Consider the following 11,408-nt stretch of genomic DNA (forward strand, 5'->3'; position numbering starts at 1 on the left):
TCCAGCACGTAAAAGGTGGAATGCGCACTTTTTTCGCGCGGCGCCCAGATACGACGGAACCGGAAAGTCGGTCCTTCGTTTGAGCGGAAAATCGCGGAGAGCAGCCATGTCAGACATCGAAAGCGCCTTCGAATATCCAGCAGCACGCGCCGAGAAAACGGCTCGGCCGATCGTCCAATTCGCTTCAGGCGGCAATCATTACTTACCAGAAAGTACAGATTACGACCCAACAGGGTCTAAAGCTGCGTAACGACCTCTCAGACTACGAGAAGATGATGAGGCAGGCGCTAGACGGTCGCTATTGACCGACGTGCATTATACGCAGGCCCGACTGCAGCGAAAGCCGATAAACAACGCTGGGAACCACCATGGCATGAAGGCGCTAGGGCGGACATCTATCTGACAGAGATCGTCGAAATTTGAATGCAGCGTGTCGCGACCATAAGCTCCTGGCCGACAGGTATCTACTTGACGCTACGTCTCATTCGCTTCAACATCCTGTCGCAATAACGATCGACTAAGAATCTCCTGATCCGGGCTAAGGCACATCCTATCATCCTGCGGTCGCCGACGAGGTCATGCTGGCCGGCCTTCGACCGTTTCGACGCCTGACTAACAATTGCCCGGGCTCCCCGATTATTCTTGCCCGTTCAACAGTTGAGGTCAAAGGGAGCGAAATCTGCGTGCTGCCATGGGCCATCGAGATAGTCCCACAGGTCCAGCCCGATGATCCGGATAGTGCGCGGACGAAAGCCATCACTGAGATCCCGGTGAAGCGCATCCGCCTTCATGCGCGCCACCTTGTTCTGGACGGTGATGTGCGGCTGCCATTTCTGCATGTCTTGCGAGCCAAGCCACGCGACGAATTCCGCTTTCAGGGCTGCGGGGACGTGGTGCAGTGCCGGGGCCGTGATGACATAGGCGACGCCCGCGCCGAGATGCCGGAGTCCGCTGACCTCGGCCTCGAACATCCCTGCCTGTGCGGCGACAGCTGTAAGCGTTTCCCCGATCCGCTCGCGAAATTCGCCCGGCAGCCGGTGGAACATCGTCAAATGCGCGCCGAGGAAATTCCTGTCCGGCGGAAAATGCGCCTTGCGCAGGCGATCGAACGGCTCAATATCCTCCTTCGCAATTCTCGCGGTGAGGATCAGCGGCTTGTGCGTCTTCAAGCCAAATTCCCGCTCGCGGTCGCGCGGTTTCCCGGCCAGGCAGTGAGCGCTACATCGATCAGCCGTTTCAGCAGCGCATTGCAGGCGCCGTCGCAGGCCTGCGCCGACATGCCTTGAATGATCGCACCGTAGAACCGCGCGAGCGTGTCCGTATCGGTCCCAGCCGGCAGTTCGCCCTCCGTGACCGCGCGGTCGAAACGCGCCTTGAGAATCTGCATCGATGCCTCGCGGAGCGCCGCTGTCATTTTGGCAACGGACGCATTCTCTTCCGCATGCTGGAGAACCGCCGTCGAGACCATGCAGCCCCGTGGCTTGTCGGGCTGGGTGTCGCCATCGGCAATGCTATACAGGTACCGGCTCAAGGCTTTGTAAGCTGGCAGATCGGATGCCAGGATGTCTGCGCGGCAGCTGTTTTCCTGCGCGATGCCGAAGTCGAGGGCCTGACGGTAAAGCTCCTCCTTCGACCCGAAATTCGAATAGAGCGTCGGCGGATTGATCCCCATGGCCTTGGTTAGGTCGGCGGTCGATGTACCCTCGTAGCCACGCTCCCAGAACAGGCGCGCCGCGATATCGAGCCCGGTGTCACGATCAAGAACGCGCGGCCTTCCTCTTTTGCGAACAGGTTCATTCATTAAAATAGTGACCCCTATTTTATTTGTTGACATGGGCTTCTCTTCTCATAATATAGGGATCACTATTTTAATTGGCAACGGAGTGACGCATGTCCCAGAAACTGGCAGACAAGACTGCACTGATTACCGGAAGCTCGAGAGGCATCGGCCGTGCGGTCGCACTTGCATTCGCAAAGGAGGGCGCTGGCTTAATCGGCGTACATTACACCGCCAATCCCGACGCAGCGCAGTCAACCACCCGGGATATCGAAGCACTCGGCGTCAAGGCCGTGGCTGTGCAAGCCGATCTCCGGCAAGGCAAGCAGGCCGCCGACAATCTCTGCGCGCAATTTAGTGAGGCGGCACGCGCCGAGACGGGCTCAGCTGGGCTCGATATCCTCGTCAACAATGCCGGGATCGCGCCGGCCGTGCCACTGAAGCACACCACAGAGGCTGTCTTCGACGAGGTGATGACAATCAATTACAAGGCCCCGTTCTTCCTGATCCAGGCCGTGGCCGACCATATCCGTGACAATGGGCGCATCGTCAATGTTTCGACGGGGTTCACCCGGATCGCGGCACCCACGCATCCTGCCTATGCTGCATCCAAGGGCGCGCTAGAGACCTTGACCTTGGCACTTGCGCCTGACTTTGCGACCCGCGGGATCACAGTCAATGCCGTCATGCCGGGCGTGACCGAGACGGATATGAACGCCGAATGGCTGGCCTCGCCGGAAGCTCGCGCCAGCGCAGAAGCGCTTTCCGTCTTCTCACGTGTCGGCCGCGCCGACGACGTTGCCGATGTCATCGCTTTTCTGGCATCGAACGACGCACGCTGGACGACAGGTCAGATCATCGACGCCACGGGCGGCGCCCGGATTTGATCGATGCCCGAGCTCAATAGGTCTACAAGCTGTCGAACCACCGAGCATAGGGCGTGTTCCTGACGAGGTACCGGTTGAAGTCCGGGTCTCCATCGGTCCACCAGACCGGACCGCGCTCGCCGAGCGCGATCTTGGCGTCGTCGACCTGGCGGCGTGCATCCGCAAGCCTGACCGGGTCACCCTTTGCGTCCCGAACGGCTCGGCGCGCCGCCATCAATTCATTGACCAGTAGCTGTCGGGTCCCCTCATCGAGCGCAGGATTGCCTCTTCGCCAGAGGCGACCGCGCACCACGAAATAGCGTCCGTCCGGCGTGTCGGGATGGGCCGCAGGCGCGCGAGCTTTCGTCATAGCAACGTCCGCTGCTGCGGCTCGGCAGTTTCGGGCCGATGACGGTCACCCCGCCTGGCAAGTTCAGTTTGAGCCGTGAAGCGCACGTCGGCATCCCGATCCCGCAGGAATTCTTTGAGCGCCTCCAGCCCAAGGCGATCCCAGCTTTTGCCGCGATCCGGTCCGGCTGGCACCCGGGGCAGGAGACCCGGCTCTGCACTCCATGCCAGGCACCGTTCGAGCGATGCCGCGTTCAAAAGATCGCGTAGATGATGCGCCGTGACATAGGCGTCCGGCATCGCCCGATGCGCCGGCAGGCCGATCTCGTGAACGAGGCCCTCCGGCATTCTCTGGTAGCGCAACATCTGATTGGAAAACCGGGGCAGCTCGGGCCAGACCCGGAGCGCGCATTTCCAGGTGCAAATCCAGGGCAGACCGCCGGTCAGGCGAGGGGTGCAATAGCGCTGTTCGAAGGCGGCACGATGGGCGGCTAGAGCAATGACACCTTCCGCTTGACGCAAGACACCTGGCGCCACCTCTTTCCAGTAAGGAGCTCTTGCGACGTCCTCGTCGCGGATATGATGAATCGCCATGGTCTCAGGCGAAATAGGCCGCCCCGGATTGACGAGGTATGCGCCGAGTTCTTCGTTTATGGTCCAGCGCCCATCGTCGCCGAGCACCACGTCCTGCCAACCGATCTCGCAGACATCGTTCGCGCCATTACCGGCCGTTTCCAGATCTATGACGCGCACGCGAGATATTGACACGATTTCCTGTTCCCGATTTCCATTAGCTCATAGATCGAAACCGAGGTGCAGTTGTTCCTCGTCGTCGTTGTCGTCACCCCGCTAGCTCATCGACGATGACAGGTTTACGCCGAGCAGGCGAACCGGGAGCTTGAATGGGTATCCCCTTCCGGGAGAGGATCGACTCTTGTCCGCGGGCCAGGATGGCGAGCCCGTTCCAGGACTTCTGACCCTGACAGATGGCACCATATCCCGCGTGCTCCATCTCTCTCGACGGAAAAGCGGTTGTCTTGAGCTCCTGCAGGCAGACGACATCTGGTTTGTCGTCTTTCAGCCAACGAAGAAGAATATCGAGGAGCCGCGGACACCGTTCACGTTATAGGTCGCGATCTTCATGTTGCGTCGACACCATTCCACGGTCGCCGTCGGAACGATTGTCAGTTGTGCTCTCGTGGTTCCAACTAGAACCCGTGCTTTTCAATCTCTGCTTTTGTCGGCGGGGTCGAAATTTATGTCCCAATCCTTTTTGGGGCCTTTCTGACCGGGCGGGATCTTGTTTTCCGTCGCATCCTCCGAGCCGGTGATCACGGCCGGCTTCGCACTGTGGACGCCCGAGGCATGAGGATCTGCCTGGGACGGAGCGTATTGACCTTTAGCATCGTCTTCCGGATTGGCCATTTTTTCCTCCCTTTGGATTTCACTACGAACCTTCACTCAGGTGCGTAAGCCGACCAAACGTTACCGCGCTCGACTTGAGATCTTTTCGGTCAACGCCTCATGCCCCAGACGAAGCCTATGACGGCTGCAATGCCGACCGCGGGTAGTGGCTTCCTGCGGATCCTCTCCGCCATGTCTACGATGAGGTCAGAAGCTTGCGCCTTTGCAACGCGCACCGTCGCGGATCCAATCTCGCTGGCACTTTCTCGCAGCCGTGCAACTTCTGCCTTCAAGGCAGCAAGTTCTTCATCGGATGATAAAAGTGGTGACTCACCGATATTTTCCGGTTCACTCGTAGATGCAAGAGCCTCATCGACGAGCGGCGCATCCGAGTTGTTGCTGCGATCCAGCGCAGCAGGGGGCGCGAGTCCAGCAGGGATGGACGTCGTTGTCGCCGAGACAGGGTCCGAAGCCGGGAATGTGTCTTTCAGGCCAACGTCGAGTGCGGATTCGTGTTTTTTAGACTCTTGAGCTGTTTCCTGCTCGAGAGCCTCGACTGCTGGTGATTTCGAGGGGGTCATAGGCATCCTCCTGGGTTCCATCCACGAACACTTTCCGGGGTCGTTAGTTCCGTCGAATTCGATCATCTTCAGGCGACGAAACCACCAGCTCGTCCCTGCGTTTGAAGACGTGAACTTGCAAAACAGGAGAACGTCTTATGGCTGACGACAGCACAACTACGATCCGGGCGGTTTTCGACACGCGCGAAGCAGCAGACCTTGCCGTAGAGCATCTGGTCCAGCAGCATGGAATTTCGCGCCCTGAATTCTTCATCCAGTCAACGACCGATTGGAACACAACGGGCTCCAAGCCTTCAGGTGCCGACGCGTCGCGTACGGGAGGCGCGCGTGACGACGCCGCACTTGAAGGAGAAATCGAAGTTTCAGCCGACATCTCGGCCGACCGGTTCGCGGGGGTCCAGCGCAGTCTCGGCGATGCGGGCGCGATACGAGTATCTGGCCGGTGAATAGGTTCGGGCCGGCATCTTGCCGGCTCCGATCAGTGTGCGTGCAAGGATCACCAAACCGATGGCCGACAACCTCTCGACATACCGAGCCAAACGCGACTTCAAGAAAACCGCCGAACCAAGGGGCGAGGTCGATGTTACATCCTCGAACCGCCGACGGTTCGTGATCCAGAAGCATGATGCCACTCGGCTCCATTACGATCTTCGCCTCGAGTTGGACGGGGTGTTCAAGTCCTGGGCGGTGACCAAAGGCCCGTCCCTCGATCCCGGCGACAAGCGGCTCGCCGTCGAAGTCGAGGATCATCCGCTCGATTACGGCGATTTCGAAGGTACGATACCGAAAGGTGAGTATGGCGGCGGCACGGTCATGCTGTGGGATCGCGGATACTGGGAGCCGGAAGGTCGCAGTTCACCGGAAGAAGCACTTGCCAAGGGCGACTTCAAGTTCTCACTGGAGGGAGACCGACTGCATGGCAGCTTCGTGCTGGTGCGTATGCGTCACGACCGGGACGGCGGCAAGCGCACCAACTGGCTCCTGATCAAGCATCATGACGAGTTCTCCGTCGACGAGGATGGTGCTGCCGTTTTGGAAACGAACATGAAGTCCGTCGCCTCGGGCCGGACGATGGATGCAATCGCGTCGGGCAAGGGACGGAAACCGAAGCCCTTCATGCTGAGCGAAGCGGTAGTCGAGGCGGACGCCGTCTGGGATAGCAGCCAGGGGCTGGCGGCGGAGGAACGCCAGGCTGGCCACAACATCAAGCCAAAGGCGTCGAAGAAGCCGGCTATGGCAAAAGGTGTATCGTCGGAGATGCCGGACTTCATTGCGCCGCAGCTCTGCGAGACCCTGGATCGCCCACCCTCCGGCAAGGGCTGGATCCACGAGATCAAGTTCGATGGCTACCGCATCCAGATGCGGGTGGAGGATGGAGATGTTACACTCAAGACCCGCAAGGGTGTCGACTGGACGAAAAAGTGGGCGGCTATCTCCGCCGCTGCGTCATCTCTTCCCGACTGCATCATCGATGGCGAAATCTGCGCACTTGATGAAAACGGAGCACCCGATTTTGCCGCGCTGCAGGCGGCGCTATCGGAAGGCAAGACGGACGAACTTGTTTACTTTGCCTTCGACCTCCCATTTGCCAGTGATGAGGATATGCGCGAATTGCCCCTCACCAAGCGTAAGGACCGACTAGCCGGACTTCTCTCTCACGCTAGCGGCGATCCGCTTCTGCGGTTTGTCGAGCATTTCGAGACCGGCGGCGATGCCGTGCTGAAGTCCGCCTGCCGTCTATCATTGGAGGGAATCGTATCGAAGCAGGCCACCGCGCCATATCGATCCGGCCGCTCAGATACCTGGGCTAAGTCGAAATGTCGTGCCGGGCATGAGGTAGTGATTGGCGCATATGCGAAGACCAAAGGCCGGTTCCGCTCGCTGCTTGTCGGCGTCAATCGTGGCAGTCACTTCGTATATGTCGGCCGGGTCGGCACGGGTTACGGGGCAAAGGTCGTGGAGAGATTGTTGCCGAAGCTTAAGGCGATGGAGGCATCGAAATCGCCATTCACCGGCATCGGCGCGCCAAAGAAATCGGTCGACATCGTCTGGCTGAAACCTGAACTTGTCGCAGAAATCGAGTTCGCCGGATGGACCGCCGACGGTCAGGTCAGGCAGGCTGCCTTCAAAGGCTTGCGGGAAGACAAGCCGGCGCAGGAGGTGGAAGCGGAAACGCCGACATCTCCTTTGCAAACCAAAGTGCCTGGCCCTGAGGCGGACAAGCCTGCCCCGAAGGGCCTTCGCAAGGGTGCGAAGGTGGACGTCATGGGCGTGATGATCTCAAGCCCGGATAAGCCGCTCTGGCCGGATGCCGGCGACAAAAAGCCAGTGACCAAGCTTGATCTGGCTCGCTATCATGAGGCTGTTGGGTCATGGTTGATCGAGCACATCAAAGGTCGTCCCTGTTCGATTATCCGTACGCCTGACGGGATTGGCGGCGAGCAGTTCTTCCAGCGCCATGCCATGCCGGGCACATCCAACTTGCTCGAACTCGTCACAGTGTTCGGCGACAAGAAAGCATATCTGCAGATTGACCGGATCGAAGGGCTGGTGGCGATTGCCCAGCTCGGCGGCGTCGAACTTCATCCGTGGAATTGCGAACCCGGTCAGCCCGAGGTGCCAGGCCGCCTGGTCTTCGATCTCGATCCCGGTTCAGATGTCGAATTCTCTGCCGTGGTGGACGCAGCGCGGGAAATCCGTGATCGCCTAGAGGAAGTGGGCCTCGTCAGCTTCTGCAAGACGACGGGTGGAAAGGGCCTGCATGTCGTCACACCCTTGGCTGTGCAGAAGGGCAAGAAACTGAGCTGGGACGACGCGAAGGGCTTTGCCCATGACATCTGCGAACAGATGGCCCTCGAAAACCCGGAGCTTTACCTCATCAAGATGGCAAAGAACCAGCGCGATGGCCGCATCTTCCTCGACTATCTGCGCAACGATCGGATGGCGACGGCTGTGGCACCGTTGTCTCCGCGGGCTCGCCCCGGCGCGACAGTTTCCATGCCGCTCAATTGGACACAGGTCAGAGCGGACCTCGACCCGAAGCGATTCACGGTAAGGACCGTGCCTGATCTTTTGAAGAAGAGTACGGCTTGGCAAGATTATCGTGACGGAGAAAGACCTCTTGCGCAGGCTATCACACGGTTGGCGAAGCTAACGAAATGACAAGCTCGGGCCGCAGCCTGCGGAAGCTCTCAGAGCTTTTGACGAGTTCAGGTTTTTAATGAGGGCGTGCGTAATTTCGTTTGGGCTCAATTTGTCGCGAGATCGGCGCGATCACTCACCGCGAAACAGCCCAACAACCTGCCTGAATAGGCGAGTTCTTTTGATGCGATCCTTTGCCATCTCTTTTCGTGCGCGGTCCTGATAGAGGCTTAAAAGGCCGGCACTGATGATAAGTTGCTCGGCTAGACGAGAGGCCGTAGTGAGTACAACGGCCTCTCGTCGTTATGCCGAACGCGGCGGGGCTCAAATGATTGGCTTGCCGCCAGTAACGGCGATCGTCGCGCCGGAGACGTAGCTCGACAACGGGTCGGCGAGCATCACGTATGACGTTGCCAGCTCCGCCGGCTGTCCCGGCCGCTGCATGGGAACCTGCTTGCCGAAATTCTTCACGTTCTCATCCGGCATGGTCGATGGGATCAGCGGCGTCCAGATCGGGCCGGGTGCAACCGCATTGGCACGAATGCCCTTGTCCGCCAGCATCTGCGCAAGGCCGGCCGTGAAGTTCTGGATCGCTCCCTTGGTAGTCGCATAGGCGAGGAGATGCGGGCTGGGGCTGTCGGCATTGATCGAGGCCGTGTTAATAATCGCACTGCCGGGCTTCATGTGCGCGACAGCGGCCTTCGTCAGATAGAACATCGCGTGGATATTCGTCCTGAAGGTCAGCTCCCATTCCTCGTCGCTGATATCGCCGATATCCGAAAAGCTTGCCTGGTGCGCGGCATTGTTGACGAGAATGTCGATCCCGCCGAGTTCAGCGACCGCGGTCTCGATGATGTGACGGCAGTGCTCCGAGTTCTGGATGTCGCCGGGGACGAGAACAGCTTTGCGGCCAGCCTTTTCGACCCAGGATTTCGTCTGCTCGGCGTCGCTGTCCTCGTCCAGGTAGGAGATCAACACGTCCGCGCCCTCGCGCGCATATGCAATCGCAACGGCGCGTCCGATCCCACTGTCGCCGCCAGTGATGACGGCTCTCTTTCCGGCAAGGCGACCGGAGCCGCGGTAGCTGTCTTCGCCGTGATCAGGGATCGGCGACATCGCATTAGTCGATCCTGGCATCTGCTGGCGTGGCGTCTGGAACGGTGGTGTCGGATAGTTGGTCATATCTCTTCCTTGTTATCTGAGTTGGTCGCCGACGGCCCTTCAATGACACCGCCGGCCGTTCCAACAATTAGGCGCTGCGAGCCTGCGCCGGGTGACGACCTTCGGCGAACTCTTCGACGATTTTCGCGCAGAAGGCGGGCAGGTCGTTCGGGTTGCGGCTTGTCACCAGGCCCTTGTCGGTGACGACTTCCTGGTCCACCCACGTGCCGCCGGCATTGCGGATGTCGGTCGAGACAGTCGGATAGGACGTCAGCGTGCGCCCCTTCACGACATCGGCTTCGACTAGGATCCAGGGTCCGTGGCAGATAACGCCGACCGGCTTCTGCTGCGCGAAGAAGTCGTGCACAAACGAAACGATTTTTTCGTCTCCGCGTAGCTTGTCAGCCCCCACACTGCCGCCAGGGATTACGAGGCCGTCGAAATCACTTGCCGAAACCTCGGATACCGCCTTGTCGACCGTGTAGCTGTTGCCGGGATCCAGATCGCCGTTGACCGTGTCTGCCGATCCGGGCTTCGACCCGATGACGACCACCGTGCCGCCTGCGTCTTCCACAGCCTGTCTGGGCTTGGAGAATTCCACGTCTTCCGTCCCGCGGGGTGCGATGAGGATTGCAATAGTCTTGCCCTCAAGGGTCATGTCTCTCTCCTGGTTTTTTTGTTGAAGGTGTTCGACGAAGTGGAACCTTACTTGTTCAGGTCGGTCGCCATCTGCAGATGGTGCTCCAGCGCCGGACGGGTACTGGCGGCCCATGCCTTCAGGTCGGCATTGTCGCCGCTGTCGCCGTAACGCTTGAACAGATCAACGGCGTCCTTGTGGGCGTCTTCCTGATCCGAATGGTACTGCTTGGTGAAATCGGCGCCCTGCAGGCCCTTCAGCTTGTTCAGCATGTCCTGCTGCGACGACGTCATCGCTGTCGGGATCTGGGCCTGGACCTTTCCGCTGGTCACCAGGCCCTTGAGCTCGCCCGTCGTCTTTTCATGGTCGGCGATCATCTGCTGAGCGAACGCCTTGGTAGCGTCATCAGAGCGTTCCAGAGCGAGCTTGCTGGATTCGATCTCGAACATATCGCTGGTGGCGGCTTCTGCCACGAAGTCCTCGGTTTTCGGGGCCATCCCGAGCATGGAGTTCACACCGGTCTTCTCGGCTGCGGACTGGGCGAATACGGGGGATGCGATCAGCAAGGCGAGGCCTGCGAAGGCAATGGTCTTCTTCATGAGGGTGAGCTCCGTTTGCGGGGTTGCTCTGTGAGAACCTTCACTGCGCCGGATTGTTCCTGCCGACGACTGTAATCATCTTGAAGCGGAAGCTCTTATAACGAATGGAACATCGCTCCGGGCCTTTCGTTTCGTCCCGCTCAACAAGCAAAGAGGCAGAGATGGCACACGAAGACGACGATCTGGGCAAGGTATGGAAGCTGATCGAGAAGATCGGGTTCTGCATGTTGACGACACAGTCAGGCAGTGACCTGCGCGCCCGACCGATGGCTGCCCACGCCGAGGAGATCGAGAACGCGATCTACTTCTTGACAGACGTTGCCAGCCACAAAGACGACGAGATCGCCCGCCACCCGAACGTCTGCCTCGCCTTCGCGGATTCGAAAGGACAGAAATACGTCTCGATCTCCGGCACGGCGGAAGTGCAGAACGACCGTGAAAAGATCCACGACCTCTGGGCGACGCCCGCAAAGGCTTGGTGGGACAATGCCGACGATCCGTCCATCCGGGTGCTGAAGATCATCCCGTCATATGCGGAATACTGGGACAGGCCCGGCACGGTCATCAGCTACATCAAGATGGCGGCAGCAGCGGTGAGCAGCTCGCGTCCGGACATGGGCGACAGCGCCAAAGTGGAGATGTAGGCGCAGTCAAGACTGGTCGGTGTCGAGGCAGGGGAACCGTGTCTGGCACCGATCCCCGTCCGGGCCGGTCATAAATTCGCATCCCATGGCTGCTCGCCGTCGCAGTGTCGAGAAGCTCACGCCCGCGCCAAACGACTTCACCAGCTCTGTCCTTACATATGAGCCCTTGGTCCCGCAGCGTCGGCACTCGACGTCGATAACTTGCAAGCGGACATCCTTCAGTTTCGGACCGGTACAGCTCTCGGGTGGC

General features: G+C 59.5%; 14 protein-coding genes and 1 pseudogene. 5 read left to right on the plus strand and 10 right to left on the minus strand.

Annotation, left to right across the window (positions count from 1 at the left end):
* Nucleotides 1–106 precede the first annotated feature (106 nt).
* Nucleotides 107–250 (plus strand): hypothetical protein, encoded by a 144-nt coding sequence (locus NCHU2750_RS30765; protein ID WP_162939854.1) that lies wholly within the window; start codon nucleotides 107–109, stop codon nucleotides 248–250.
* A gap of 400 nt (nucleotides 251–650) precedes the next feature.
* On the opposite strand, the gene NCHU2750_RS29455 is transcribed toward NCHU2750_RS30765, so the two are convergent.
* Nucleotides 651–1,169: a 2'-5' RNA ligase family protein gene (locus tag NCHU2750_RS29455; protein ID WP_245480577.1), complete on the minus strand. Its 519-nt coding sequence runs from the start codon at nucleotides 1,167–1,169 to the stop codon at nucleotides 651–653.
* A complete protein-coding gene (locus NCHU2750_RS29460) occupies nucleotides 1,166–1,801 on the minus strand; it encodes a TetR/AcrR family transcriptional regulator (protein WP_119945162.1) in 636 nt (211 codons plus the stop codon). Before NCHU2750_RS29460 ends, NCHU2750_RS29455 begins: the two co-directional genes overlap by 4 nt.
* A gap of 89 nt (nucleotides 1,802–1,890) precedes the next feature.
* Here NCHU2750_RS29460 and NCHU2750_RS29465 point away from each other — a divergent pair, with 89 nt between their 5' ends.
* On the plus strand, nucleotides 1,891–2,664 hold the full coding sequence (locus NCHU2750_RS29465) for an SDR family oxidoreductase (protein WP_119945163.1): 774 nt from the start codon (nucleotides 1,891–1,893) through the stop codon (nucleotides 2,662–2,664).
* A 22-nt stretch (nucleotides 2,665–2,686) separates the two neighbouring features.
* On the opposite strand, the gene NCHU2750_RS29470 is transcribed toward NCHU2750_RS29465, so the two are convergent.
* From NCHU2750_RS29470 to NCHU2750_RS29490, 5 genes and pseudogenes are all read right to left on the minus strand, one after another.
* On the minus strand, nucleotides 2,687–3,013 hold the full coding sequence (locus NCHU2750_RS29470) for a hypothetical protein (protein WP_119945164.1): 327 nt from the start codon (nucleotides 3,011–3,013) through the stop codon (nucleotides 2,687–2,689).
* Nucleotides 3,010–3,753: an exonuclease domain-containing protein gene (locus NCHU2750_RS29475; protein WP_245480581.1), complete on the minus strand. Its 744-nt coding sequence runs from the start codon at nucleotides 3,751–3,753 to the stop codon at nucleotides 3,010–3,012. Before NCHU2750_RS29475 ends, NCHU2750_RS29470 begins: the two co-directional genes overlap by 4 nt.
* Before the next feature lie 94 nt (nucleotides 3,754–3,847).
* Nucleotides 3,848–4,134, minus strand: a pseudogene (locus tag NCHU2750_RS31075) (endonuclease/exonuclease/phosphatase family protein); the annotation flags it as partial.
* Between the two features lie 81 nt (nucleotides 4,135–4,215).
* On the minus strand, nucleotides 4,216–4,416 hold the full coding sequence (locus NCHU2750_RS29485) for a hypothetical protein (RefSeq protein ID WP_119945166.1): 201 nt from the start codon (nucleotides 4,414–4,416) through the stop codon (nucleotides 4,216–4,218).
* An 89-nt stretch (nucleotides 4,417–4,505) separates the two neighbouring features.
* Nucleotides 4,506–4,976: a hypothetical protein gene (locus NCHU2750_RS29490; protein WP_119945167.1), complete on the minus strand. Its 471-nt coding sequence runs from the start codon at nucleotides 4,974–4,976 to the stop codon at nucleotides 4,506–4,508.
* A 137-nt stretch (nucleotides 4,977–5,113) separates the two neighbouring features.
* Here NCHU2750_RS29490 and NCHU2750_RS29495 point away from each other — a divergent pair, with 137 nt between their 5' ends.
* Both NCHU2750_RS29495 and ligD read left to right on the plus strand, forming a co-directional pair.
* Nucleotides 5,114–5,422 carry a hypothetical protein gene (locus NCHU2750_RS29495; protein ID WP_119945168.1) on the plus strand — a complete coding sequence of 103 codons (309 nt, stop codon included), beginning with the start codon at nucleotides 5,114–5,116 and terminating at the stop codon, nucleotides 5,420–5,422.
* A 61-nt stretch (nucleotides 5,423–5,483) separates the two neighbouring features.
* On the plus strand, nucleotides 5,484–8,138 hold the full coding sequence (ligD, locus tag NCHU2750_RS29500) for a DNA ligase D (RefSeq protein WP_119945169.1): 2,655 nt from the start codon (nucleotides 5,484–5,486) through the stop codon (nucleotides 8,136–8,138).
* Nucleotides 8,139–8,441: 303 nt separating this feature from the next.
* Here ligD and NCHU2750_RS29505 read toward each other — a convergent pair whose 3' ends face one another.
* The 3 genes from NCHU2750_RS29505 to NCHU2750_RS29515 all read right to left on the minus strand — a co-directional run bounded on the left by NCHU2750_RS29505 (nucleotide 8,442) and on the right by NCHU2750_RS29515 (nucleotide 10,514).
* The gene (locus NCHU2750_RS29505; RefSeq protein ID WP_119945170.1) at nucleotides 8,442–9,299 is read right to left on the minus strand and encodes an SDR family oxidoreductase; all 858 of its coding nucleotides are present in this window, start codon (nucleotides 9,297–9,299) and stop codon (nucleotides 8,442–8,444) included.
* 67 nt (nucleotides 9,300–9,366) lie between these two features.
* Nucleotides 9,367–9,936, minus strand: a complete 570-nt coding sequence (locus NCHU2750_RS29510) for a type 1 glutamine amidotransferase domain-containing protein (RefSeq protein ID WP_119945171.1) — start codon at nucleotides 9,934–9,936, stop codon at nucleotides 9,367–9,369.
* 47 nt (nucleotides 9,937–9,983) lie between these two features.
* Complete coding sequence (locus NCHU2750_RS29515) at nucleotides 9,984–10,514, minus strand: DUF4142 domain-containing protein (RefSeq protein WP_119945172.1); 531 nt, start codon at nucleotides 10,512–10,514, stop codon at nucleotides 9,984–9,986.
* 161 nt (nucleotides 10,515–10,675) lie between these two features.
* On the opposite strand from NCHU2750_RS29515, the gene NCHU2750_RS29520 reads away from it, so the two are divergent.
* On the plus strand, nucleotides 10,676–11,158 hold the full coding sequence (locus tag NCHU2750_RS29520) for a pyridoxamine 5'-phosphate oxidase family protein (protein WP_119945173.1): 483 nt from the start codon (nucleotides 10,676–10,678) through the stop codon (nucleotides 11,156–11,158).
* The last annotated feature ends 250 nt before the right edge of the window (nucleotides 11,159–11,408 follow it).

The organism is Neorhizobium sp. NCHU2750 (genome assembly GCF_003597675.1).
GTDB lineage: Bacteria > Pseudomonadota > Alphaproteobacteria > Rhizobiales > Rhizobiaceae > Neorhizobium.